The organism is Microbacterium sp. STN6 (genome assembly GCF_026410545.1).
Taxonomy (GTDB): domain Bacteria; phylum Actinomycetota; class Actinomycetes; order Actinomycetales; family Microbacteriaceae; genus Root112D2.
Map to the genome: position 1 here is coordinate 287,926 of NZ_JAPMIT010000002.1, position 23,644 is coordinate 311,569.

At 68.3% G+C, this 23,644-nt stretch carries 21 protein-coding genes and 1 tRNA gene; 11 read left to right on the forward strand and 11 right to left on the reverse strand.

The window, feature by feature from the left end; translation table 11 throughout:
- Positions 1 to 58: 58 nt before the first annotated feature.
- On the reverse strand, positions 59 to 2,164 hold the full coding sequence (locus tag OSC27_RS06745) for a heavy metal translocating P-type ATPase (protein WP_416348836.1): 2,106 nt from the start codon (positions 2,162 to 2,164) through the stop codon (positions 59 to 61).
- Positions 2,165 to 2,436: 272 nt separating this feature from the next.
- Between OSC27_RS06745 and OSC27_RS06750 the strand changes: the two genes are divergently transcribed.
- Both OSC27_RS06750 and OSC27_RS06755 read left to right on the forward strand, forming a co-directional pair.
- Positions 2,437 to 4,089 (forward strand): S1C family serine protease, encoded by a 1,653-nt coding sequence (locus OSC27_RS06750; protein WP_267180685.1) that lies wholly within the window; start codon positions 2,437 to 2,439, stop codon positions 4,087 to 4,089.
- A 157-nt stretch (positions 4,090 to 4,246) separates the two neighbouring features.
- The gene (locus OSC27_RS06755) at positions 4,247 to 5,293 is read left to right on the forward strand and encodes a glycosyltransferase family 2 protein (protein ID WP_267180686.1); all 1,047 of its coding nucleotides are present in this window, start codon (positions 4,247 to 4,249) and stop codon (positions 5,291 to 5,293) included.
- Positions 5,294 to 5,507: 214 nt separating this feature from the next.
- Here OSC27_RS06755 and OSC27_RS06760 read toward each other — a convergent pair whose 3' ends face one another.
- Together OSC27_RS06760 and OSC27_RS06765 are read right to left on the reverse strand one after the other, a co-directional pair.
- Entirely contained in the window at positions 5,508 to 8,372 is a 2,865-nt protein-coding gene (locus OSC27_RS06760) for a CDP-glycerol glycerophosphotransferase family protein (protein ID WP_267180687.1), read from the reverse strand.
- A 13-nt stretch (positions 8,373 to 8,385) separates the two neighbouring features.
- The gene (locus tag OSC27_RS06765) at positions 8,386 to 9,225 is read right to left on the reverse strand and encodes a hypothetical protein (RefSeq protein ID WP_416348827.1); all 840 of its coding nucleotides are present in this window, start codon (positions 9,223 to 9,225) and stop codon (positions 8,386 to 8,388) included.
- Positions 9,226 to 9,359: 134 nt separating this feature from the next.
- Between OSC27_RS06765 and OSC27_RS06770 the strand changes: the two genes are divergently transcribed.
- Both OSC27_RS06770 and OSC27_RS06775 read left to right on the forward strand, forming a co-directional pair.
- Positions 9,360 to 9,584, forward strand: a complete 225-nt coding sequence (locus OSC27_RS06770; RefSeq protein WP_267180688.1) for a ribbon-helix-helix domain-containing protein — start codon at positions 9,360 to 9,362, stop codon at positions 9,582 to 9,584.
- Positions 9,581 to 9,961: a type II toxin-antitoxin system PemK/MazF family toxin gene (locus OSC27_RS06775; protein ID WP_267180689.1), complete on the forward strand. Its 381-nt coding sequence runs from the start codon at positions 9,581 to 9,583 to the stop codon at positions 9,959 to 9,961. The genes OSC27_RS06770 and OSC27_RS06775 overlap by 4 nt, the downstream gene beginning before the upstream one ends.
- On the opposite strand, the gene OSC27_RS06780 is transcribed toward OSC27_RS06775, so the two are convergent.
- From OSC27_RS06780 to OSC27_RS06790, 3 genes are all read right to left on the reverse strand, one after another.
- Positions 9,962 to 10,702: an ABC transporter ATP-binding protein gene (locus OSC27_RS06780; RefSeq protein WP_267180690.1), complete on the reverse strand. Its 741-nt coding sequence runs from the start codon at positions 10,700 to 10,702 to the stop codon at positions 9,962 to 9,964. It abuts the gene before it with no gap.
- Positions 10,702 to 11,505: an ABC transporter permease gene (locus tag OSC27_RS06785; protein ID WP_267180691.1), complete on the reverse strand. Its 804-nt coding sequence runs from the start codon at positions 11,503 to 11,505 to the stop codon at positions 10,702 to 10,704. The genes OSC27_RS06780 and OSC27_RS06785 overlap by 1 nt, the downstream gene beginning before the upstream one ends.
- Before the next feature lie 115 nt (positions 11,506 to 11,620).
- The gene (locus OSC27_RS06790) at positions 11,621 to 12,313 is read right to left on the reverse strand and encodes a phosphocholine cytidylyltransferase family protein (protein ID WP_267180692.1); all 693 of its coding nucleotides are present in this window, start codon (positions 12,311 to 12,313) and stop codon (positions 11,621 to 11,623) included.
- Between the two features lie 767 nt (positions 12,314 to 13,080).
- On the opposite strand from OSC27_RS06790, the gene OSC27_RS06795 reads away from it, so the two are divergent.
- From OSC27_RS06795 to OSC27_RS06805, 3 genes are all read left to right on the forward strand, one after another.
- Positions 13,081 to 13,833, forward strand: coding sequence for an ABC transporter ATP-binding protein (locus OSC27_RS06795; RefSeq protein ID WP_267181156.1), 753 nt, complete (start codon positions 13,081 to 13,083; stop codon positions 13,831 to 13,833).
- Positions 13,809 to 15,386, forward strand: a complete 1,578-nt coding sequence (locus tag OSC27_RS06800; RefSeq protein ID WP_267180693.1) for a hypothetical protein — start codon at positions 13,809 to 13,811, stop codon at positions 15,384 to 15,386. The genes OSC27_RS06795 and OSC27_RS06800 overlap by 25 nt, the downstream gene beginning before the upstream one ends.
- A 74-nt stretch (positions 15,387 to 15,460) precedes the next feature.
- Positions 15,461 to 15,745, forward strand: a complete 285-nt coding sequence (locus OSC27_RS06805) for a DUF3039 domain-containing protein (protein ID WP_267180694.1) — start codon at positions 15,461 to 15,463, stop codon at positions 15,743 to 15,745.
- A 70-nt stretch (positions 15,746 to 15,815) separates the two neighbouring features.
- Here OSC27_RS06805 and OSC27_RS06810 read toward each other — a convergent pair whose 3' ends face one another.
- Positions 15,816 to 17,171 (reverse strand): nicotinate phosphoribosyltransferase, encoded by a 1,356-nt coding sequence (locus OSC27_RS06810; RefSeq protein WP_267180695.1) that lies wholly within the window; start codon positions 17,169 to 17,171, stop codon positions 15,816 to 15,818.
- Between the two features lie 71 nt (positions 17,172 to 17,242).
- Between OSC27_RS06810 and murI the strand changes: the two genes are divergently transcribed.
- The 4 genes from murI (at position 17,243) to OSC27_RS06830 (ending at position 20,403) form a co-directional block, all read left to right on the forward strand.
- Complete coding sequence (gene murI / locus OSC27_RS06815; RefSeq protein WP_267180696.1) at positions 17,243 to 18,079, forward strand: glutamate racemase; 837 nt, start codon at positions 17,243 to 17,245, stop codon at positions 18,077 to 18,079.
- Positions 18,080 to 18,088: 9 nt separating this feature from the next.
- Complete coding sequence (gene rph, locus OSC27_RS06820) at positions 18,089 to 18,820, forward strand: ribonuclease PH (protein WP_267180697.1); 732 nt, start codon at positions 18,089 to 18,091, stop codon at positions 18,818 to 18,820.
- Positions 18,817 to 19,419, forward strand: a complete 603-nt coding sequence (rdgB, locus tag OSC27_RS06825; RefSeq protein ID WP_267180698.1) for an RdgB/HAM1 family non-canonical purine NTP pyrophosphatase — start codon at positions 18,817 to 18,819, stop codon at positions 19,417 to 19,419. The genes rph and rdgB overlap by 4 nt, the downstream gene beginning before the upstream one ends.
- A gap of 69 nt (positions 19,420 to 19,488) precedes the next feature.
- Positions 19,489 to 20,403, forward strand: coding sequence for a cation diffusion facilitator family transporter (locus OSC27_RS06830; protein WP_267180699.1), 915 nt, complete (start codon positions 19,489 to 19,491; stop codon positions 20,401 to 20,403).
- A 100-nt stretch (positions 20,404 to 20,503) separates the two neighbouring features.
- Here OSC27_RS06830 and OSC27_RS06835 read toward each other — a convergent pair whose 3' ends face one another.
- From OSC27_RS06835 to OSC27_RS06850, 4 genes are all read right to left on the reverse strand, one after another.
- Positions 20,504 to 21,211 (reverse strand): DedA family protein, encoded by a 708-nt coding sequence (locus OSC27_RS06835; RefSeq protein ID WP_267181157.1) that lies wholly within the window; start codon positions 21,209 to 21,211, stop codon positions 20,504 to 20,506.
- Positions 21,212 to 21,386: 175 nt separating this feature from the next.
- Positions 21,387 to 21,471: transfer RNA gene (locus OSC27_RS06840), tRNA-Leu, on the reverse strand.
- Between the two features lie 75 nt (positions 21,472 to 21,546).
- Entirely contained in the window at positions 21,547 to 22,194 is a 648-nt protein-coding gene (locus tag OSC27_RS06845) for a DedA family protein (RefSeq protein WP_267180700.1), read from the reverse strand.
- Between the two features lie 264 nt (positions 22,195 to 22,458).
- Positions 22,459 to 23,607 (reverse strand): YeiH family protein, encoded by a 1,149-nt coding sequence (locus OSC27_RS06850; RefSeq protein WP_267180701.1) that lies wholly within the window; start codon positions 23,605 to 23,607, stop codon positions 22,459 to 22,461.
- Positions 23,608 to 23,644 lie beyond the last annotated feature (37 nt).

Below are 23,644 nucleotides of genomic sequence, written 5' to 3' on the forward strand. Positions count from 1 at the left end.
CGCGGCGCGAACACCAGCGGCGCGAACCCCAGCGCCGCGAACGCCAGCGACGCGAACCTCAGCGCGCGGCCGATGGCGCGACAGCGCCCGCATCCGGCCTCAGGTCGAGCCGCCGAAGCAACTGCGCGTTCAATGCCACGACGATCGTGGAGATCGACATGAGCACGGCGCCCACAGACATCGGCAGAACGAACCCGACCGGCGCCAGCACGCCCGCCGCGAGCGGCACCGAGATCAGGTTGTACCCTGCCGCCCACCACAGGTTCTGGCGCATCTTGCGGTAGGCGGCGCGAGACAGCTCGATCACCGAAAGCACCGAGCGCGGGTCATCGCTCGCAAGAATCACGCCCGCCGAGGCGATCGCGACATCCGTGCCCGCGCCGATGGCAATTCCGACATCGGCCTGGGCGAGCGCCGGCGCGTCATTGACCCCATCGCCAACCATCGCGACCCGTCTGCCCTCGCTCTGAAGCTGCGCCACGGCGGCGGCCTTGCCCTCCGGCCGCACACCGGCGAAGATGCGGTCGATCCCGAGCTCAGCGGCCACCGAATGGGCCACGTTCTCGGCGTCGCCGGTGATCATGACCACCTGCACCCCGCGCGCATGCAGCGCGTCGACGGTGCGCCGCGACTCCGACCGAACCTCGTCGGCGAGCCTGAGCGCACCCACGACTGCGCCGTCGGCGATGACGTGCAGCACGGTTGCGCCGTCCTCTCGCCACTCGTCAGCCACGCCGAGTTGCACGGCATTCTGCTCGTCGAGCAGGTTCGGCCCGCCGACCTGAACGCGCACCGAGTCCACGAGTGCGCTGACACCGACCGCGGGCGACGATTCGAACTCGCTCGCGTGCGGCACGTCAACGCCGCGTCGCTCTGCAGCCCGCACAATGGCACGAGCGAGCGGATGCTCGGAGTCGGCCTCTGCAGCGGCGGCGAGCGCGAGCATCCGCTCCTCGCTCTGGCCCTCAGCAGCGGCCACTGCTGCCACCATCGGCTCACCCTTGGTGAGGGTTCCGGTCTTGTCGAACAGCACGGTGTCGACCGTGCGCATTCTCTCCAGTGCGAGCCGGTCCGTGATGAGAACACCGCCGCGGGCGGCACGCTCCGTCGCGATCGACACGACAAGGGGAATCGCCAGGCCGAGCGCGTGCGGGCAGGCGATGACGAGAACGGTGATCGTGCGGACGACCGCGGTATCCGGCAGCCCGAGGAGACTCCAGACGCCGGCGGTGATGACCCCGGCTCCGAAGGCGAACCAGAACAGCCAGGCCGCAGCCGTGTCGGCGATGCGTTGAGCGCGCGACGACGAGTTCTGGGCGGCAGAAACGAGCGAGCGGATGCCGGCAAGGGCCGTGTCGTCGCCGGTTGCCGTCACCTCGATCCGCAGGCCGGAATCGGTGGCGACGGTGCCGGCCACGACCTGATCGCCGGCGCTGCGAGTGACGGTTCTGGATTCGCCGGTGATCATTGACTCGTCCATGCTGGCGGAGCCGTCGGTGATTCGACCATCCGCCGGCACCCGGCCGCCCGGCCTGACCACGACCCGATCTCCGACGGAGAGCTCGTCGGGCGCGACCACGACGATTGTCTCCCCTTCGACGCGTTCTGCCTCGTCGGGCAGTAGCGCGGCGAGCGAGTCGAGTGCCGAGGTGGTCTGTGCGAGCGACCGCATCTCGATCCAGTGCCCGAGCAGCATGATGACGATCAGCAGAGCCAGCTCCCACCAGAAGTCGAGGTTCTCGTCAATGAGGCGCAGCCTGGCGCCCCACGAGGCGACGAACGCCACCGTGATCGCGAGCGAGATGAGAAGCATCATGCCGGGCTTGAGTGTGCGCAGCTCACTGACCGCACCGCTGAGGAACGGCCTGCCGCCCCAGACGAACATGACGGTTCCGAGGAGGGGCGAGATCCAGGTAATCCACCCCGAGGGTGGCAGCGAGTAGCCGATGATCTGCGCGAACATAGGCGAGAAGCCGACGACCGGTGCCGCGATGACCAGCATGATCCAGAACAGGCGGCGGAACTGCGCGACGTGATCGCCGTGGCCGGCATGGCCGGACATGTCGTGCCCGGAGTGTTCGGACATCCCGTGGCCCGACATCCCGTGGGCCGACATTTCGTGAGCTGACATCTCGTGACCGGCGTGTGCGCGGGCGGGCTCCATCGTGTCTTCTGTCTCGTGCGTTCGGTTCTCGTTGGGAGGGAAGCTCATCGTCTCAACTTTCGGGATACGGGGAGGGGGTATTCTCCTTCTGGTCAGCACCCTACGCCGACCCAGTATTCCCGCCCATCTCCGCCAGCGGGAACTGCTCGATGGCGAACGGGTCGATTCGCGCCCGGTAATGTCATTGGAACGCGAGAGGCTGCTCACAGTGCGTCCAAATTGAATGCTCAGGTTCAGGGCGGAAGCTGTCAGTGCTTGGAAGGAGCAGGACCATGACCGACACCCCGAACGACGCAGTGAACGACGAGTCACCGAAGGCACCTGAAGTGCGTGGCGAGAGTGCTGAGTCGGCACCGAGCGCAGAGCCTGCCACGAGTGCAGAGTCGGCACCGAGCGCCCAGGCGGCGTCCATGCCTCCTGAGCCACCGGCGGACTACGAGGCGTCAGGGCAGCAGCCCGCGGAATCGTCCCAGCCCGCTCAGCAGACGCAGCCAACTCAGCCATACGGCGCAGCCCAGCAGCAGTATGGCTCGGGCCCGCAGCAGCAGTACGGCTCAGCCCCGCAGCAGCCGTACGGCGCGGCTCCGCAGCAGCCGTATCTCGCCGCGCAGCAGCCGACCACCGCCCAGCAGGCCTACGCCGGTGAGCAGCCGTACACGAAGCCTGCCGACAAGGAGACCGCGGCCAAGAAGCGCAGCACCGGCCTCATCATCGCCTCCCTCGCAGTCGGTGCCCTCATCGGCGGCGCCGCGGGCGGCGGAGTCACCGCCGGCGTCATGGCCGCCACTCAGGGCGGCAACGCCAGCACCGTCACGACCACCGGCCCCGCCAACATCACGGTCAACAATTCGAAGAGCGCGACCGTCGTCACGGCCGTCGCCGCGAAGGCCTCGCCCAGCATCGTCACCATCTCGGTCACCGGCTCGAGCGAGAGCGGCACCGGCTCCGGCATCGTGCTGAGCAAAGACGGGTACGTGCTCACCAACACGCACGTCGTGACCCTCGACGGCGCCGAGTCCAGCGGCAAGATCCAGGTGCAGGACAACAACGGCAAGCTCTACCAAGCCAAGCTCATCGCCACCGACCCGATCGTCGACCTCGCTGTGATCAAGCTTGAGGGCGCGAGCGACATGTCTCCCGCCACCTTCGGCGACTCGAGCAAGCTCAACGTCGGCGACACGGCGGTAGCCATCGGAGCCCCGCTCGGGCTTTCCGGCACAGTCACCGACGGCATCGTCAGCGCCCTGAACCGCAGCATCAGCATCGCGTCCTCGGCCGCGCCCAAGGCCGGTGACAACACCGATAGCAACGGCGACAACAACGGCAACGGCCCGTACGACCTCTGGAACTTCGACTTCCCGGGCCAGGGCGGCAACGGGAATGGAAACGGCAACCAGACCCAGACGACCTCGACGATCTCGCTTCCGGTCATTCAGACGGATGCCGCGATCAACCCCGGCAATTCCGGAGGGGCCCTGCTCAACGACAAGGGTCAGGTCATCGGTGTGAACGTCGCCATCGCTAGTGCGGGCAGCGGCGCAAGCTCCACCGACCAGTCCGGCAGCATCGGGGTCGGCTTCGCCATTCCCTCTAACCTGGCCAAGCGCATTGCGAGCGAGCTGATCCAGGACCAGAAGGGCAGCCACGGCCTGCTCGGCGCAACGGTCTCCGACGCCTCCGACGCGTCGTCCACCTCCACGGTCGGCGCGCTGATCCACGAGATCACCAGCGGCGGCGCCGCAGCGAAGGCGGGGCTGAAGTCGGGCGACATCGTCACCAACTTCAACGGCTTCCCGATCACGAGTGCGACCGACCTCACGGCCCAGGTCCGCTACCTGGCCGGCGGCAGCACCGCAGACCTCAGCTACGTGCGCAACGGCAACACCTACAACGCCACCGTCACCCTGGGCACGCTGGCGCAGTAGCGGTACGAAGGGTACGAAACGCGGCACGGCCGCCCGGCGCATGCGCCTGGGCGGCCGTGCCGCATCCGCTTGTCGAGGCGGTCGCGAGCCGGGCAGGCGCCGACGTCGAAACGTACCCGGCTGATAGGCTCGATCGATCAGCTCACGAGTGGACAAGATGGCGACAGACCCTGACGAGAACTCGCTGCCCGGCGTCTCGTACATCATGCCTGTGCTCAACGAAGTCGCACACGTTCGCGCGGCAATCGACAGCCTGCTCGCGCAGGACTACGCGGGGCCGTTCGAGGTCACGGTCGCGCTCGGGCCGAGCGACGACGGCACGACCGAGCTGCTCGCCGAGATGAAGGCGGCCGACCCGCGCATCAGCGTCGTCGAGAACGCCGCGGGTTCGACGCCGGCCGGCCTGAACCTGGCAATCAACGCGTCGTCGCTTCCGGTGGTCGTGCGGGTCGACGCGCACTCGGTGCTGCCGGTCGATTACACGCGCATCGCCGTCGAGACCATGCTGCGAACCGGCGCCGACAACGTGGGCGGCATCATGGATGCGCAGGGCATCACGCCGTTCGAGCAGGCCGTCGCCCGCGCCTACGGCAGCCGCATCGGGCTCGGTGGCACCAAGCTGCACCTCGGCGGCGAAGAGGGGCCGGCCGAGACGGTCTACCTTGGCGTCTTCCGACGCGAGAGCCTCATGGCCGCCGGACTGTTCGACGAGGGCATCCGCCGCGGGCAGGATTGGGAGCTGAACCGCCGGATCCGCGAGAGCGGCGGCACCGTCTGGTTTACGCCGAGTTTGCAGGTCGTGTACCGACCCCGGCCGCGACTGCGCGATCTTGCGAAGCAGTTCTTCTCTACGGGGGTGTGGCGGGGCGAGTTGGCCCGGCGCTATACGACCTCCAACAGCATCCGCTATTTCGCGCCGCCCGTGCTGGTCGTCGCGCTCGTGCTCGGGCTGCTGTTCGGCATCGCGGGTGTCGCGCAGGCGCTCACCGGGGCGGCGCCGTGGATGCTGCTCGGCTTCACGGTGCCGGCCGCGTACGTGATCGGCATCGTCGTCGCGACGCTGCTCGTCACGCGCGGGCTCGGGCCGCGCGCATCCGCCTGGTTTCTGATCGTGCTGCCCACCATTCACTTCTGCTGGGGTATCGGCTTCATTCTGGGTGCGCTCTCGCTCGCGCGCGACCTCGAGAACTACACGGGCCGGTAGTCCCGCTCGGCGTTCGATCGTTGAGGTCGCCCACCGACAGTCGCGTGCGCCCCACCCGACAGTCGCGTGCGCCCCACCCGACAGTCGCGTGCGCCCGACCCACCCGATTCATCGACCGACGGCCAGCGAGAGGCCAAAAGTCGTCCTTATTCCGCTGGATGAGGGCACTTTTTGGCCTTTCGCGGTTGTTGGGCGAGGGCGTGGGGAACAGTCCTCAGCCCAGGTAGCCCTCGGCGAGCAGACGCCGCACCACGCGCTCGCCCGCGTGCCCGTCATCGCGCGGGTTGAACCGCGCGCGCCAGGCGGCGTAGCGCTCGGCGTACTGCTCGCGGTCGGCCTCGGGGCTCTGCACCCGGCGCACGAGTTCGGCGGGGTCATCGATGACGGGTCCGGGCGCCACGGGCAGCAGGTCGAACGTGAAGCCGCGCAGCCGGTCGCGGTAGTGGTCGTAGTCCGGCACGAAGAAGTAGAGCGGCTTGCCGGTGACGGTGAAGTCGAACATGACCGAGGAGTAGTCGGTCACGAGAGCGTCGGCCACGAGGAACAGCTCGGAGATCTCGGGGTAGCTCGTCACGTCGATCACGTTCTCGGCCACGACGTCGACCCCCGGGCGCAGCGTGCGCGAATGGCCGCGGATGAGCGTCACGTACCCCGGCCCCAGCTCGCGCGCGAACCGCGCCACGTCGAGGTGATCCACGGTGCCGGGCCGGTCGTCGCGCCACGTCGGCGCGTACAGCACCACAGTCGTGCCGGGCGCGATGCCGAGGCGCTCGCGCACTGCATCGCCGTCGCCGGTGAGTAGCACGTCGTCGCGCGGGTATCCCTCTTGCCAGATCGTCGAGCGGAACGCATACGCCTTGCGGAATATGCGCGCGCTGAAGTCGTTCTGCGCGAGCATGAGATCCCAGCGGGCTTGCTCCCGGAACGTCGCCAGCGCCGCGCGCGGGCGCAATCCGCTGCGCATCAGGGCGAGACGCTTCAGGGGCGTGCCGTGCCACGTCTGCAGCACGTTCTGGCCGCGATGCTTGCGATACCGCTTGCGCAGCCAGTCGTTGACCACCAACAGCCGTGCTTGTGCCCGTGCCTGCCACCACTCGGCGCTGCCCTCGATCACGCGCACGGCGCCCTCGGGTACCTCCACGGATGCGTCGGTCACCGCCCAGTATCGCGTCACCTCGGGCCGCGCTGCGGCAAGCGCCCGGTCGATGCCCCGCGGGTTGCACGACGCGTTCTGCCCGAAGAAGCTCTCAAGGAAAACCGCGTTCTCGACAGGCGCGCTCGAGCGCCGGTACTCCGCAGCGAGGCGCTTCTGCGCCGCCGCACCATGATCCTCATCCCTCAGCGGCGCCGCGATCTTCAGCGTCACGCCATTGCTGCCGGCCGCAACCGTGAGTCGAAAGAGTTCGGGGTAAAGCGCGGGCTGTGGCAGCTCCGCCGCTACCCGCACGTCGATGAGGCGTTCGTCTTCGTTGAGGATGCGCACCAGGTATTCATCCGCCGGCGGTGGCAGAAGCGGCCCCCGCCACCGAGACGACAGCAGCGGCACGCGCGCGCTCCAGCGCTCGCTCGCGAGCTCGAGATCGATCTCGCCCTCGAGGCGGCGGCGGGAACCCGCGATGCACAGCGACCGGGGGATCTCGGCGCCGAGCGTTCCCGCCAGCTCAAGCACGGGCGAGTCGCCACCGGTGATGCGGAGTTCGTCGATCGTCGTCTGCGCGACGGCGGCGCGGCCGGGCGGCGGCGCCGCGGCATCCGTTGTCGCAGGCTGAGGCGCGCGGTGCGTCGTCGCGCCGCCTTCCCTGCGCGACCTCAGCGCGAATGCCGGCGGCTCGCCCGCGAGTCGGCGCAGCACCTCGCCGTACACGCGTTCGGTATTGCGCCCGTCGTGCCACGCATGGAACCAGCGCGCCAGCCACTCGGCGTGGCCGACGAGACGGGCGTGGGTGGCGGCATCCGTATCGTTGGCCTCGAGAAGCTCGACAAGGTCGGCCCAGGTAGTCACCTCGGTGCCGCCGCTGAAGTTCTCGTATGGTTCGTAGACGCCGCGCCGGCCCGTGTACTGGCGAATGTCGGGGGCGAGAAAGAGAATCTCGCCGCCGACGAGCGCGTAGTCGAACGCGATCGACGAGTAGTCGGTGATGAGCGTGTCGACGGCGGGCAGCAGCGGCGTGATGTCGCCTACGAGGTCCGCGCCCAGGAACAGCACGCGGTCGCTGAGGTGGGCGCCCTCGGCATAGTTGCCGGCGCCAAGCGGATGCGAGCGGATCAGCAGCAGCGCGTCGGCCGCCTCGAGGTAGGCGGCGATGCGCATCCAGTCGTCACGGCTCGGGATGGAGGGGTCAACCCCGCCGTCACGCCACGTCGGAGCGTAGAGAAGGATGCGCGTGGTGCGCGCCCGCTCGTCTGACGTGAGTGTCGCCACCTGGTCGCGCGCTCGGGCGCGGCGCTCGTCTTCCGGGCCGGCGAGCAGGACGTCGTCGCGCGGGTCGCCCGTGACCGCGATCTGCTCGTTCGTCAGCGCGAATCCGCTGCGAATGCGCTCGCCCGAACGCTCCGACGCGACCGCGAAGAGGCCGATGCCGCGCCCCGAGCGCTCGTACGCCGCCCGGATCGCTCGCCGGGCCGCGCCGAATCGCGACACGATCGGCACTCGCATGGCCTCGGGCGAGTCGATGTGCACTCGTTTGAACGGGATGCCGTGCCACAGCTGCACCACGAACGCGCCGCTTGTGCCGAACCGGTTGACGTCGCCGAACCCGTGCGTCACCACGATCACCTGTGCGCGCAGCGTCTGTCGAAAGCCGCGCCAGCTGCCTCGAGGAACGGATGCGATGCCGCGTGCGCGGGCATCGGCAGCGTCGCGTTCGCTTCGCGCAAGCCAGACGAGCTTCAGCGACGGGTCGGCCTCACGCGCGAACTCGGCGAGTGCGAGCGCGCCCTCGCCGACGCCCGTGCCTGAGCCGAAGGCCCACAGCCCGGCCTGGCGCGGCACGACGCTGCTGGCGAGCCGGCCGAGCGCGTAGAGGGGGAGTGCCGCGATCTTGCGGAGGTTTCCCATGGCAAACGTGAAGCGTGGCACGGCTCACACAGTATCAGCGGTTGCCGTCGTCGCCTTGCCCGAGCACGTGCTCGGGGATGGGCACGCTCATGGAGGCGTCAAGGCGAGACTTCTCACGCACTTTCACGGTGCGCGCCTTCGCGTCGAGAGCGGGGGAGAATGTCTCGGGCGGCGGCCCGAACGCGAGCCGCGAGTTGTGCACTACCCGGCGACCCACCATGTGGTTGCCTGCGCCGCCGATCACGGCCCCGATGCCGAAGGGCACGGCCCGCCCGATGATTCCAGCGCCCCCGCGCACGGCGAACTGCCGCACGAAGGCCTTCTTGAGCCGGTCGACGAGCGGCCCGACGACGGCGCTCGGCAGGCTCGACGTGATGATCTCGCCCCAGTACGTACGCCGGTCTGCGCCGGCGCCCGTGACCTGCCCGGCCAACTGTCGCACGAGCCCCGAGCCTTCCCGCCCCAGCATCATTGCGAGAACGAGCGCCCGCGCCCGCTCGGGATCGTCGACGGCGATGCCGTGCAGTTCGCTCAGCGATTGGGCGTACAGCGCCGTGGTCTCGAGAAACGCCACCGTCTCGACGCCCGAGAGCGTCAGCGCGGTCGCGGTGCCGATGGCGGGAATGACGGCGGTCGCGCCAACGGCGGCACCGCTCGTCGTCACGGTCGTGAGGTAACGGCGCTCCAGCGACGCGGCCAACTGCTGGGGCGTCGCATCCGGGTGGTGTTTACGGATGCTGCGCAGATGCGCCAGCACGACGGGTCGCTGTACCGCGAGCGCCCTGTCGATGACGCGAACGAAGCCGGGCGGAAGCGCCCCGCCGCGCGGCGTACCCCCGGTCTCCGACACGATCGGTTTGCTCTTCCTGCCCACGGCGACGAGTCTACGTCGGCCACCCGTTTCGAGCAGACCGACCTCGCAGGGTGACGGTTTCGCGTAGCAGCAGTCGCGAAATTGCGAAACCGCCATCGGACCCAAAGGGGTGGGAAGCGGGTAGCATTGCTGGTATGAAGATTAGCGTCAGCCTCTCTGAAGAGGACGTCGAGTTTCTCGATCGGGAGGCGCTCTCTGGCGTGTATGGGTCCCGCTCGGCGGCCGTCCAAGCGGCGCTCCGATTGTTAAGGGAGAGCCAACTGGGCGATGCATACGCACAGGCTTTCGCGGAGTGGGAGGACTCTGACGATTCCGAATGGGAGCGCACCGTCGGCGACGGAATCGTCTCGCGCTCGTGAGCGGTGCCACGCCGCTGGCGAACGCCATACTTCGGCGCGGCCAGATTGTTCTCGTTGAGCTTGACCCAGCAGTCGGATCCGAGCAGGGGAAGGTGAGACCAGCCGTTATCGTCGGAAACAATGCGGCCAATGGTCAGGCGAGCAGATCGGGACGCGGAGTGATCACGATTGCCCCCATCACCTCGAACACGAAGACAGTCCATGCGTTCCAGGTGCTCGTCGGCGGCCAGGAGACAGGCTTGGCGGTCGAATCGAAAGTGCAGGCAGAACAGGTGCGTTCGATTTCCGTGTCTCGGATCGTGCGCCCTCTGGGCTGGGTTAGTGCCGAACAGATGCGTGATGTGGACGACGCGTTGCGTCTGCACCTCTCGCTTTAGCTACGCCCCGTAGTCCTTGTCGTACGCCGCGAGCACGTCGGCGATCGGGCCGTCGAGCACGAGCTTGCCCTTGTCCAGGTACAGGCCGCGGGTGCAGAAGCGCCGCAGGTCGCGTTCGTTGTGCGAGACGAAGAACAGGGTGCGACCGTTCGCGAGCATCTCTTCGATACGGCGGTAGCACTTCTCCCGGAATGCCCTGTCGCCGACCGCGAGCACTTCGTCAACGAGAACGACGGGCTCCTCGAGGCGTGAGATCACCGAGAACGCGATGCGCACCTTCATGCCGCTCGACAGGTGCTTGTACGGCGTGTCGACGAAGTCCCTGATCTCAGCGAAGTCGATGATCTCGTCGAACCGATCATCGATCTCGCGCCGGTTCATACCGTGCAGCCCGGCCGTGAGGTAGACGTTGTCGCGCACGGTCAGGTCGTCCACAAACCCGCCGGTGATCTCGATGAGTGGTGCGACGCCCTCGCCCACCCGCACGCTGCCCTCGTCGGGAATCAGCACGCCCGCAACGAGCTTCAGCAGCGTCGACTTGCCCTGACCGTTGCGCCCGACAACCCCGATCGCCTCGCCCTGCTGCACCGTGAAGCCCACGTGACGCATCGCCCAGAACTCGTCGGGCCTGCTGCGGCGGTTGCGCGACGAGAACAAGTCTTTGAAGCTGCGCCCGCGCCCGCGATTCCGTCGAAAGCGGATGCCGGCATCCGTAACCGTGATGACAGGAGTCGCTGGCATCAGATCTCCTTCAGCACGGCGCGCTCAGTACGCGCGAACACGGCGATGCCGATGACGAGAATCACAGCAGTCATGCCGATCGCCACGCCGACGGTCGGCCAATGCAGCGCCTGCGGAAAGAACGGTGCCCGGTAGAGGCTGAAAATGCCGTTGAGCGGGTTGAACATGGTGAGCTTGTGAAAGCCCCCTGGAACGTCGTTGGCCGCATAGATGATGGGCGTGCCGTAGAACATGAGCCGCAGAATGAGCTTGACGGCGCGCTCGAGGTCGCGGAAGAAGACCACGAGCGGTGCGACGATGAACCCGAGCCCGACGGTGAGCGCGATCTGCAGCACGATGGCCAGAGGGTAGAACAGCAGCGCGTCCCAGCTCACCGGCGCCCCGAACGCGATGGCGAAAATCGCGAGCACGGGAAGCGAAGCCACGTATTCGATGCCCTTCGAGAGCACGATGCGGTTCACCCAGATCGTGCGAGGGATCGTCGTGGAGCGAACCAGCTTGGCCTCGCGCAGGTACGCCCGGCAGCTGTCAGAGATGGAGCCGTTGAACCACACCCACGGCAGCATCGCCGAGAGCAGGAACACGATGTACGGGTTCTCGCCCACGCCGCCGCGATGGAAGATGTAGACGAAGACGAAGAAGTAGATGGCCGCCATCAGCAGCGGGTCGAGAATGGACCACAGGTAGCCCAGCGCGCTCGTCGCGTACCGAACTCGAAGGTCGCGCTTGGTCAGCAGCCACAGCGAGTGCCGGTACCGCTGGAACGGCGTTCGCGGTTGCGGCTTGGCCTCGGCAGTGGTCACAGGCTCTATCGTATGGGGCGCGCGCGAACGCGACTGAGCGTTTGCCGCGCGTCAGGTAGACAGCACAAAAAGGGCAGCGGATGCGGCCGCCGGCTCACGCCGGCGACCGTTCGCGCTACACGTAGAGGTTGGCGCGCTCCAGGTCTTCCGCGAAGTCGACCTCGACCGCGTACAGGTCGGAGATGTCGACCGGCTCGACCAGGATGCGGTTCTGCTCGATCGCGAGCTCGATGCCGCGCTCGAAGTAATCCTGCGCCTCGCAGCGGTGCAGCTGGCGCAGAAGCGCAGCCTTGTCGCGGCTGGAGATGTAGTTGATGCCCACGGCCTCGCCCAGACCGCCCTTGACGGTCTTCGAGATCTCGTTGATGTAGCCCTCGGCACCGGTGGTGTACTTGACCTCTTCGTCAGAGACCGAGGAGGTGTTGACCGTGACAAAGGACTGGTCGCGCGCCACCATGGCGGCCGCGCGGTCGAGCACGGCGGGGTCGAATACGACGTCACCGTTCATCCACAGAACGCCGCCGTTGCTGGAGGCCTGCAGGGCGCGCATGAGGCTCTTGGACGTGTTGGTCTGGTCGTACTGCTCGTTGTAGACATAGCTGGCGTCGGGGAACGACTCGATGATGTACTCGAGCTTGTAGCCGACAACGATCGTGACCTTGGCAGCCTTGCCGAAGGCGTGGTGGATGTTGTCGAACTGCTGCTGCATGATCGTGCGGCCGTCGTTCAGTTCGGTGAGCGACTTCGGAAGTGAGCGGCCCAGACGGCTGCCCATACCTGCGGCCAGAATCACAATCTGCGTGGTCATAATCTTCTCCTTGACGTGTGGTGCTCGCGACGAAGAGTTCTGTCGATTCCCGCGGCGATCAGCCCGATTGGGCGCGCACCCGTACTTAAGACACCCCGTTATGCCGCTTTCAGCGTAACCGGGGAGAGGGCCGTCGGGGAGGGCCGTCAGGCTCATGTTGTGGGATCGTGATCATCCTCACGGCGTACTCAAAGGTAGGAATTCGCCGTATTGAGTCGTTGGCGCAGGCGACCGTCTGACCATCTTGATACGTTATCGGGGTGACAGACGCGCCCCAGCCCCCGCAGAACGACGAGCCTGCTCGCTCGGGTGCAAAGAAGACCGCTGCCGCGAAGAAGCCCGCTCCCGCGGAGCCGGTAACGCCGGCGACAGCCGATTCCAAGCCGGCCGCCAAGAAGCCGGCAGCGAAGAAGCCGGCCGCGAAATCGCCGGCAGCGAAGAAGCCGGCCGCGAAATCGCCGGCAGCGAAGAAGCCGGCAGCGAGAAAGCCGGCGGCGAAGACGGCGGCTTCATCCGTGGTGCCGAGCATCACCACGACCTCAGGCGAGTCTGAGGGCGCGCCCAAGGCCGCGACCGCAAAGGCGGCCGCCACGACGGCAACCGACGCGACGGCGCCCGCCACAACGGCAACCGGCGCGAACGCGCCCGCCGCGAAGAAGACCCCCACGAAGCGCGCCCCGGCGAAGAAGCCGGCCGCGAAGAAGCCCGCGGCGACGAAGCAGGCGGCGCTCGAGCCGCCGCCGCCCCCGGAGCCGCCGCGGCCCGTCGTGCTCGCGGTGCGCGGCCTCGTCAAGCGGTTCGGCGACACCGTGGCAGTCGACGGCATCTCGCTTGAGGTGCGCGAGGGCTCGTTCTACGGCATCGTCGGTCCCAACGGTGCGGGCAAGACAACCACGCTCTCCATGGTCACGGGCTTGCTGCTTCCCGATGCGGGTGGCATCACGGTGCACGGCATCGATGTGTGGGCGAACCCGCAGCAGGCGAAGCGGTCGATCGGCGTGCTGCCCGACCAACTTCGGTTGTTCGACCGGCTCACGGGCGCCCAGCTGCTCTACTATTCGGGAACGCTGCGCGGGCTCGATGCGGCGTCGGTGAAGGCGCGAGCCGCCGACCTCGCCTCGGCATTCGGCATTGAGGATGCGCTGAACCGGCTCGTGGTCGACTATTCGGCGGGCATGACAAAGAAGATCGCGCTCGCCGCGGCCATGATCCATTCCCCCCGGCTTCTCGTGCTTGATGAGCCGTTCGAGTCGGTCGACCCGGTGTCGGCGGCGAACGTGATCGAGATTCTGCAGAAGTACGTGCACGGCGGCGGCACTGTCGTGCTCTCCAGCCACGGCATGGACCTCATTCAGCGCGTCTGCGACAGTGTCGCGATCATCGTCGATGGCAAGGTGCTCGCATCCGGCACGGTTGACGAGGTGCGCGGCGAGAAGAGCCTCGAAGATCGGTTCGTCGAGCTCGCGGGTGGCCGCAAGGCAGCGGAAGGCATGGAGTGGTTGCACAGTTTCTCGGACTGAAGCTGCGGCTGCTGGTCAACATCTTTCGCCGCAGCCCGTGGCAGATCTTCGGGCTCATCGTGGGCCTCATCTACGGGCTCGGCTTCACGTTCATCGCAGTGATTCTGCTGTTCGTCGCGCGCTTCGTCACCGACGTCGCGCTGCTGCACAGCATCATCGTGGTGTTCGGAGCAGCGGTGTTCGCGGGATTCCTGCTGCTCCCTCTTGTTTTCGGCGTCGATGACACGCTCGATCCGCGCCGGTTCGCGTTGTACGGGATCGACAGCAACCGACTCGCGGGCGGCTTGGCCATCGCGGCGCTGCTCGGCATCCCTTCGTTCGTTCTGAGCATCTGCGCGCTCGCCTCGATCATCACCTGGTCGCGAGACGGGTTCACCATGGTTCTCGCCGTGGTGTGTGCGATCGTTCTGGTGCCCACCTGCGTGCTCGGGGCCAGAGTGATGACCTCGGTCGCGGCATTCACGCTCGCCACCCGGCGGGCGCGCGACTTCGCCGGCGTCATCGGGGTGCTCGCCATCGTCATGATCTCGCCCGTCGTCATCATGCTCGTGAGCGTCGACTGGGCGCACGAGGGCGTGCGGGTGCTCTCCGGCATCGTGAAGTGGCTCGGCTGGACGCCGCTCGGGGCCGTCTTCTCGGTGCCGGGCGAGGCCGCGCAGGGGCATTGGGGAGCGGCGCTGCTCAAGCTGCTCATCGCGCTCGCGACGCTCGGCCTGCTCTGGCTCGCGTGGCGTGCGCTGGTCGCGAAGATGCTCGTCACCCCGCAGCGCGAGGCCGAGGCCCGCGCCTACACGGGCCTCGGCTGGTTCGGCCGGCTGCCGCACCGCCCGGCGGGCGCGATCGCCGCCAGAAGCCTCACCTACTGGGGCCGCGACGTGCGTTATTGGGTGTCGCTCGTCATGATCCCGCTCGTGCCGGTGCTCATGGTGATCGCGCTGCTGATCGCCGGCGTCGAATCCCACTACGTCGCCCTGCTGCCGCTGCCCGTCATGTGCCTGTTCCTCGGTTGGACCATGCACAACGACGTCGCCTACGACAGCACCGCCATCTGGCTGCACATCGTCTCGGGCACGCACGGTGCCGCAGACCGCTTCGGCAGGCTGTTCCCTGTGCTGCTGATCGGCATCCCCCTCGTCGTCGTCGGCTCGTTCATCACTGCCGCCGTCTACGGCGACTGGGCCGTGCTCGGCGCCGTCGCCGGCGTCGGCTGCGCCCTGCTGCTCGTCGGGGCCGGCCTCTCCAGCGTGTCGTCCGCCCTGTTCCCGTACCCCGCGACCAAGCCGGGCCAGAGTGCGTTCACGCAACCACAGACATCCGGAGGCTCCGCCGCCCTCGTGCAGTCGGTGAGCTTCCTGGCGATCCTCCTGGTCTCGTCTCCCGTGATCGTGTTCATGCTGCTCGGCATCCTGCTCGATCCCATGTGGCTCACATGGGCGTTTGTCTCCGGCATCGTCATCGGCGTTGCCGCCGTCTGGGCGGGCATCTACGTGGGCGGCATCGTGTTCGAGAGGCGGGCGCCGAAGCTCATGGCCTTCGCCACGCGCAATGGCTGAGCCCCGACCGGCAGCCGAGCCCCGCGTGAAGTTAGCTGTGACAGGCAGCCGGGGCCCCGACATACACTTGACGCATGTACCAGTCGAGCATCTCTGACCCGGGCGCGACGCCCGACGGCGGCGGCACCGCCACCCTCGACCGTGAGCTCGAGGAGCTTCTCGAGCAGGAGACCATCGAGCCAGGTGACCACGAGCGCTTCTCTCACTATGTGAAGAAGGAGAAGATCCTCGAGTCGGCCATGAGCGGCAAGCCGGTGCGCGCACTGTGCGGCAAGAAGTGGACGCCGGGGCGCGACCCCGAGAAGTTCCCCGTGTGCCCCACGTGCAAGGAGATCTACGAGCGGATGCGCGACGAGTAACGCGCTGGTCGAGTAACCCGCTGTTCGAGTAACGCGCTGGTCGAGTAACGCGAAGCGCGTATCGAGACCCCTATTCGTACAGCGTCGGCAGCACGGGGTCGCCCCGCCCGAGCCTGAACGCCACGGGCGGCAGTTCCGCCACGGATGCTGCGCGGTGCTCCCGCGCGAGCGCCGTGCCGCGCGGGCCCGTGTAACGCTGGTCGACGATGCCGTCGACCACAAGCGGAACGAGCAGCTCGCGCTCGGGGGCGGCGTCGCCGGCTGCGGCGCCGCGGGCGTCACCACCGGTATCGGCGGAGCCGACATCCGTGCCCTGGGGCTTCTCGACGTGGATCACCTCGGCCACCGCACGCCCCGACGCATCAAGACGCCGCGCCGGCCGCTTCCGGCCGCCGACCCCCCGCTTGCCCTCGGAGTTCTTCGCCACGGGGATCCAGGCGCCCGCCTCGTTGCGATGCGCAACGAGCTTGTAGACCATGCCGGATGCCGGCGAGCCCGACCCCGTGACCACGGCCGTGCCGACCCCATACGAGTCCACGGGGGAGGCGGCGAGAGCGGCGATGGTGTACTCGTCGAGGTCGTTCGTCACGGTGATCTTCGTGTTCACGGCGCCGAGGGAGTCGAGGTGGGTGCGCACCTCCTTCACCAGCGGGGGCAGGTCGCCGGAGTCGAGGCGCACGGCGCCGAGCTCGGGGCCAGCCACCTTCACGGCCAGCTCGATGGCGGCATGCACGTCGAACGTGTCGACGAGCAGCGTGGTGCCGGGGCCGAGCGCGTCGACCTGGGCCCGGAACGCGTCCTCCTCACTGTCGTGCAACAACGTGAACGCGTGGGCGGCGGTGCCCATGGTCGGCACGCCCCAGTGCCGCCCGGCCTCCAGGTTCGACGTGGCGCTGAAGCCGGCGATGAACGCGGCCCGCGCGGCGGTGACGGCGGCATGCTCGTTGGCGCGGCGCGAACCCATCTCGGCGAGCGGCCGTCCGCCGGCGGCAGAGACCATGCGCGCGGCGGCGCTCGCGACGGCGGAGTCGTAGTTGAGCACGCTCAGAATGAGAGTCTCGAGCACGACCCCCTCGGCAAACGGCGCGTCGACGACGAGAAGGGGTGAGCCGGGAAAGTACACCTCGCCCTCCTGGTAGCCGTGGATCGTTCCGCGGAACCGGTAGTCCGCCAGCCAGTCGAGTGTCGCGGCGTCCACGACGGCCGCTTCGCGTAGCCAGTCGAGCTCGTCGTCGCCGAACCGGAACTGGTCGATCAGCTCGAGCAGGCGGCCCGTGCCGGCGACGATGCCGTAGCGACGGGTTGCGGGAAGTCGCCTGGCGAAGGCCTCGAACACGCACTCGCGTTCGTGCGTGCCCGCGCGGAGCGCGGCATCCACCATGGTCAATTCGTAACGATCTGTGCGCAGTGCGGGGGAGCCGTTCACGTCGCCAGCCTACTGACCCGCGCACGCCGGCCACGAGGCGACGGCGGCGTGACGAACTAGGATTGCCTGTTGTGACGGATGCGCCAATCGGGATCTTCGACTCCGGGGTCGGCGGCCTCACCGTCGCCCGGGCGGTACGCGACCAGCTGCCCGGCGAGTCGATTCTGTACATCGGCGACACCGCGCATTCGCCGTACGGGCCCAAGCCCATCGCCGAGGTGCGCCGCTACGCGCTCGAGGTTCTCGACTACCTCGTCGAGCGCGGCGTGAAGATGCTCGTGATCGCCTGCAACACGGCGAGCGCGGCCATGCTGCGCGATGCGAGGGAGCGGTACTCGGTGCCGGTCATCGAGGTGATCCAGCCCGCCGTTCGACGCGCGGTTGCCGCGACCAGGAACAAGCGGGTCGGCGTGATCGGCACGGAGGGCACCGTGAACTCGCGCGCGTACGAGGATGCGTTCGCCGCCGCGCCCGACCTGCAGCTTTTCAGCCAGGCGTGCCCGCGCTTCGTCGAGTTCGTCGAGGCAGGGGTGACGCGTGGCGACGAGCTGCTCGATGTTGCGTCCGGCTACCTCGAGCCGCTGCGGAGGGCCGGAGTCGACACGCTCGTGCTCGGCTGCACGCACTACCCGTTTCTGAAGGGCGCCATCTCGTACGTGATGGGCGAGGACGTCACGCTCGTCTCGAGCGACACCGAGACGGCCAACGATGTGTATCGGGTGCTCGTGAGCCAGGGCCTGGAGCGAACGCAGAGCGGCCCGCCTACCCTCAGCTACGACGCGACGGGCGACGACACCGCGGGCTTTCTGCGGCTCGCCCACCGCTTCATGGGTCCGGAGATCTCGCTCGTGCAGCGGGTCGACACCGAGGCGGTCGATACCGCCGAGCTGCGGCGCGCGCCTCGATAGGCTGGCGGGATGGCAACCATTCGCGCAGACGGCAGAACCCCCGATCAGCTTCGACCCGTGACGATCGAGCGAGGCTGGAGCGCCCAGGCCGAGGGCAGCGCGCTCATCTCCTACGGCGGCACCAAGGTGCTCTGCACGGCGTCGTTCACGAACGGCGTGCCGCGCTGGCTCACGGGCAAGGGGCGCGGATGGGTCACCGCCGAGTACGCCATGCTTCCCCGGGCGACGAACCAACGTACCGACCGCGAATCCATCAAGGGCCGGGTCGGCGGTCGCACGCACGAGATCAGCCGCCTCATCGGCCGCAGCCTGCGCTCGATCGTCGACATGAAGGCGCTCGGCGAGAACACCATCGTGCTCGACTGTGACGTGCTGCAGGCCGACGGCGGAACGCGCACCGCCGCGATCACCGGCGCGTACATTGCGCTCGCCGAGGCGCTCGAGTGGGGCCGCGAGCGCAAGTTCATCGCGCAGCGGGCCACTCCGCTTCTCGACAGCGTCTCGGCAGTGTCGGTCGGCATCATTGATGGCGAGCCCATGCTCGACCTCGCCTACGTGGAGGATTCGCGGGCCGAAACCGACATGAACGTGGTGGTCACTGGTCGCGGCCTCTTCGTCGAGGTGCAGGGCACCGCCGAGGGCGCGCCGTTCGACCGTGCCGAGCTCAACGGGCTGCTCGACCTCGCGCTCGGCGGCACCGTGACGCTCGCCGGGCTGCAGGCCCAGGCGCTCGATCGATGACGCTCGAGGTCGTGCTGGCCACGCACAACCAGCACAAGGTCGAGGAGTTCCAGAAGATCCTGGGCGCCGCGATGCCGTCGTTGCGCATCCTCGCCTATGACGGGCCGGAGCCGGTGGAAGACGGCACGAGCTTCGCCGAGAACGCGCTCATCAAGGCGCGCGTCGCGGCGGCCCACACGGGCCTCATCGCGCTCGCGGACGACTCGGGAATCTGCGTCGACGTGATGGGCGGTGCCCCCGGCATCTTCTCGGCGCGCTGGGCCGGCAGTCACGGGGATGCGCGGGCGAACCTTCGCCTGCTGCTCGACCAGCTCGCCGACATCCGCGAGGAGAATCGCAGCGCCTCGTTCCACTGCAGCATCGCGCTCGTGGTGCCCGCGGGGCTGCCCCAGCGCTTGGGGGAAAGCGTCGTCGAGGGCGTCTGGCCCGGCCACGTGGCGAGCGTCGAGTCGGGCACGAACGGCTTCGGCTACGACCCCATCTTCGTGCCGGCCGGCAGCGATGTCAGCTCAGCCGAGCTCTCGCCCGAGGAGAAGAACGCCGTGAGCCATCGAGCGCGCGCGTTCGAGAAGCTCATCCCCGTTCTCTCGGCTCTCTGACGCCACGCAGCCATAGCGCCAGCGACCCGAGTCGATCTACCGTTGAAGTGACGCGAGGCGGGAGGCACTATGGCGCATGAGCACAGCCACGCTTCGCCCGACACGAGCCGGGCGCGCCTCGGCATCGCCATCGGCATCGTCGTCTGCGTGCTGCTCGTTCAGGTTGCCGGCGCCTGGCTGAGCGGCTCGCTCGCGTTGCTCGCGGACGCGGGGCACATGCTGAGCGACCTCATCGGCCTCATCGTGGCGCTCACCGCCGTGATCGTGGCGGCGCGGCCCGCGACCGACAGGCAGACTTTCGGCTACCGGCGGGCCGAGGTGTTCGGCGCGCTCGTCAACGGCGTGATCCTCTCGGTGGTGGCGGTCGCGGTCACGGTGGGAGCGATCGGCAGGCTCGTCGCGCCGGCAGAGGCGGAGGTGCAGAGCATCCCCATGCTCGTTGCCGCAGCCATCGGGCTGGTAGCCAACGCGGTGGCGCTGTTCGTGCTGCGGCCCGCTGCGCAGCACTCCATCAACATGCGCGGCGCCTACCTCGAGGTGCTCGGCGACCTGCTCGGAGCCATAGCGGTCATCGTTGCGGCTCTCGTGCTGCTCACGACCGGCTTCACGCCGGCCGACGCGATCGCCTCGCTGGTGATCGCCGCCATGATCCTGCCGCGCGCGTTCTCCCTGCTGCGAGACGTGGTGCGCGTGCTGAGCGAGGCGGCGCCGGCGACGACAGACGTCGCCGAGATTCGCCGGCACATCGCGGGCACGGCGGGCGTGGTGGCTGTGCACGACGTGCACGTGTGGGCCATCACGTCGGGCGCGCCGGTCTTCACCGCCCATGTGGTGGTCGAGGCGTCGCTTTTCCGCGCGGGTGGCGCCGGTGCCCTGCTCGATGAATTGAGCGGATGTCTCGCGCAGCACTTCGACGTCGAACACTCCACGTTCCAGCTCGAGCCGGCGGAGCACGCCGACCACGAGGGCGAGGTTCACCGCTGAGACGCTGCACCGCTGAGACGCTGCACCGCTGAGACGCTGCACCGCTGAGGCGCTGCACCGCTGAGGCGCTGCACCGCTGAGGCGCGGGTGAATGGACCTGCTACTCGACGGGAGCGTCTGCCGCATCCGTCGGTCGCGCCTGGCTCTTCTTGGCCTTGTGCGCCTCGCGGAGGTAGTGGTAGAGCGCAGGCACGAAGGTCACGACGACGGCGGCGACGAGAATGAGGTCGATGTACTTCTCGACGAAGTCGGCGACGGGCGGAATATAGCCGAGCAGGTACCCGAACAGCGTGATGCCGGCGCCCCAGATGAGCGCTCCGATGAGGTTGTAGAGGCTGTACTTGCGGTAGTTCATGTGGCCGACGCCCGCCGCAACCGGCGCGAAGGTGCGCACGATCGGCACGAAACGCGCGACGATGACGGCGATGGGGCCGAAGCGCTCGAAGAACGCGTTCGTGCGCTCGACGTTCTTCACACTGAAGAGCCCCGATTCCTTGCGCTCGAACACGCGGGGGCCGGCCTTGTGGCCGATGAGATAGCCTGCCTCACCACCGAGGAACGCGGCAAAGCCGATGGCAAGGCACACCCACCAGATGTCGATCTGGATTCCCTTGCCGTCGCCGCTCGGGTCGTGGGCGGCGAACGTGAGCAGGCCGGTGATGACGAGCAGGGTATCGCCCGGCAGAAGGAAGCCGACGAGCAGCCCGGTCTCGGCGAAGATGATGCCGCAGACGACGAGCAGAGCCCAGGGCCCCGCGGCGTCGATGATCGTCGCGGAATCGAGCCAGGGAATCAGTGAGGTGTGGATCACGCTGCTCCAGAGGAGGATCGCTGGACCGTGCCAGAACGAGGAAGTGTGGGGGCGCCGTACGACTTATGGGATGGCTGAAAGCTTAGCGAGACTGGCTGCGCGTTCAATGCGCGTTTGTCGGATGCTGCGCAAGATCATCCGGTCGATGTACGCCGCCCGGCCGACCCTCCGCTGGTGCGGAAGGGGGGACTTGAACCCCCACGCTCGAAAGCACAGGAACCTAAATCCTGCGTGTCTGCCAATTCCACCACTCCCGCGAGTGCCGTACCAGTGTAGCGAGGGGGTGATCCGGATCCGCGGCCGGGTGCGCGTGCGGGCGGGGCGCGCCGCCGTCAGGCGGCGGCATCCGCTGTGCGTGTCTTGCGGTCGGCGCGCCAGGCACGGTAGCCGAAGACGATCGAGGCGAGGATGAAGGCCCCACCCACGACGTAGGCGGCGCTCTTCACGCCGGGGATCGACGCCGCGTAGAACCCCACGAGGGTCATGCCGCTGCCCCAGGCGAGGGCTCCGACGAGGTTGCTGGTGAGGAAGCGGTAGTAGTTCATGCGGCCCACCCCGGCGATGGCGGGAACGAAGACGCGCGCCCACGGCATGAAGCGGGCGACCACCACGGCCCACCAGCCGAACGTGCGGTAGAAGTGCTCGGTGCGGGCGATCGCGGCCTGCGTGCGGCGGCCGCCGTGCCGGTCAAGGTAGCCGCGGCCGTAGCGCCGACCCAGGATGAAGCCGACCTGGTCACCGAGGAAGGCCGCGACGCCCGTGCCGATCGCGAGCACCGCGATGCTGAGGCTGCCGCTCGCTGCGGCGACGAGGCCGGAGGCGAACAGCAGCGAGTCGCCCGTGATGAAGGGGATGAAGAGGCCGAGGAACACGGCAGTGCCGGCGAAGACGAGGCCCCAGACCGCGAGGTAGAAGACGACGGCGCCTGCGCCGGCGAGCACGTCGCCGAGTTGGCCGTCGAGGGCGGCGGTGTGCAGCATCCGTTCCTTCTCTGCTTCGTGCGCCCGGGAGTGCGCGACTTAGGTAACCCTAACCGAGAATGCGGTCGCCGCGCCATCATGGATCTCCGGCGCGTGAATGTGTGGGCGCCGGGGCGTGCGAGAGAGTGGGGGGTTGCGGATCTGCGAGCGCTGCCAGCGCGGAGTGGGCGGGGTCGGGCTGTTTTGCGGGTGCTCGGCGCCTACACCCACGATTTGGCCGGAATCGTTCGTTGATGGGCAGGGTGGCCGCTACGGAGCGGGCGCTCACATGAGGCCGGTGGCGAACTGGAGGCCGAGGCTCGTGAGCGAGACGAGCAGCCACAGGCAGCCGCCGAGGATCAGCGGTCGCGCGCCCGCCCGGCGGAAGCCCGCGATGTCGGTCGACAGGCCGATGGCCGACAGCGCCATGGTGATGAGGAACACGGATGCCTGGCTCAGCGCCGGGTGTGCGGCAGCGGGGATCACACCGAGCGAGTTCACGGCGGCGATGACCACGAACCCGATGAGGAACCAGGGGACGAGGCGGAACACGTGCACGCGAGGCCGGCGGCGGGCTTCGGGGTCGAGGGCGGCGGCGCCGGGTGCGGCAGCGCGCGACGTGGCGGTACCGAGTGCGGCCTCGGTACCGGGTGCGGCTTCGGTGTGGGGTGCGGCCTCGGTGCCGGGTGCGGCAGCGGCATCCGCTGTCTCGATCATGGCGAGGCGTCGCTCCCGCCGCCCGACCAGCGCAGCAAGCCCCAGGCTGATGGGGATGATCATGAGCGTACGCACGAGCTTGACCACGACGGCGTAGTTGGCGGCCTCGCTGCCGTACGTCGTCGCGGCGGCCACCACCGAGGAGGTGTCGTTGATGGCGGTGCCGGCGAAGAGCCCGAAGGCGTGCTGGCTGAGCCCGAGCAGGTGCCCGATGAACGGGAACAGCAGCACCGCCGCCACATTGAACAGGAAGATCGTCGAGACGGCGTAGGCGACCTCAGCGCCGACCGCGCCGATCACAGGAGTGACCGCGGCAATAGCGGATGCTCCGCAGATTCCCGTGCCGACCCCCACGAGGGTGCGCAGGTTGCCCACCACTCCGAGCCACCGTCCGATGAGCCAGGCGCCGACGAGGCATACCACGAGCGTGCCGAGCATGACGGGCAGCGATTCGACGCCGGCGCGGGCGATCTCGGCGAGCGAGAGCTGCGAGCCGAGCACGACCACCGAGAGCTGCAGCACGAACTTGCTCGCGGTCTTGACGCCGGGGGAGAGCACCGGGCCCGGCTTAAGGAACAGGCCGAGCACGACGCCGATGACGATGCCGGAGACGGGCCCGCCGATGAGCGGGATGAGGTGGCCGATCACGGTGGCGACGACCGCGATGGCGGCGGCGAGGGCGAGTCCGGGCAGGCGGATTCGGAGGGCAGAGGGCATGACAGACATTCTTCTCGCCGCGCGCCGGCCTGCGGTA

Excerpts from the sequence above, each read along its gene's own strand:
- OSC27_RS06770 (WP_267180688.1), top strand. The coding sequence starts at position 9,360 with ATGAAGATTAGCGTCAGCCTCTCTGAAGAGGACGTCGAGTTTCTCGAT.
- OSC27_RS06755 (WP_267180686.1), top strand. The coding sequence starts at position 4,247 with ATGGCGACAGACCCTGACGAGAACTCGCTGCCCGGCGTCTCGTACATC.
- rdgB (WP_267180698.1), top strand. The coding sequence starts at position 18,817 with ATGACGCTCGAGGTCGTGCTGGCCACGCACAACCAGCACAAGGTCGAG.
- OSC27_RS06750 (WP_267180685.1), top strand. The coding sequence starts at position 2,437 with ATGACCGACACCCCGAACGACGCAGTGAACGACGAGTCACCGAAGGCA.
- OSC27_RS06745 (WP_416348836.1), bottom strand. The coding sequence starts at position 2,164 with ATGGAGCCCGCCCGCGCACACGCCGGTCACGAGATGTCAGCTCACGAA.
- OSC27_RS06830 (WP_267180699.1), top strand. The coding sequence starts at position 19,489 with ATGGCGCATGAGCACAGCCACGCTTCGCCCGACACGAGCCGGGCGCGC.
- OSC27_RS06850 (WP_267180701.1), bottom strand. The coding sequence starts at position 23,607 with ATGCCCTCTGCCCTCCGAATCCGCCTGCCCGGACTCGCCCTCGCCGCC.
- OSC27_RS06845 (WP_267180700.1), bottom strand. The coding sequence starts at position 22,194 with ATGCTGCACACCGCCGCCCTCGACGGCCAACTCGGCGACGTGCTCGCC.
- OSC27_RS06805 (WP_267180694.1), top strand. The coding sequence starts at position 15,461 with ATGTACCAGTCGAGCATCTCTGACCCGGGCGCGACGCCCGACGGCGGC.
- OSC27_RS06790 (WP_267180692.1), bottom strand. The coding sequence starts at position 12,313 with ATGACCACGCAGATTGTGATTCTGGCCGCAGGTATGGGCAGCCGTCTG.
- OSC27_RS06780 (WP_267180690.1), bottom strand. The coding sequence starts at position 10,702 with ATGCCAGCGACTCCTGTCATCACGGTTACGGATGCCGGCATCCGCTTT.
- rph (WP_267180697.1), top strand. The coding sequence starts at position 18,089 with ATGGCAACCATTCGCGCAGACGGCAGAACCCCCGATCAGCTTCGACCC.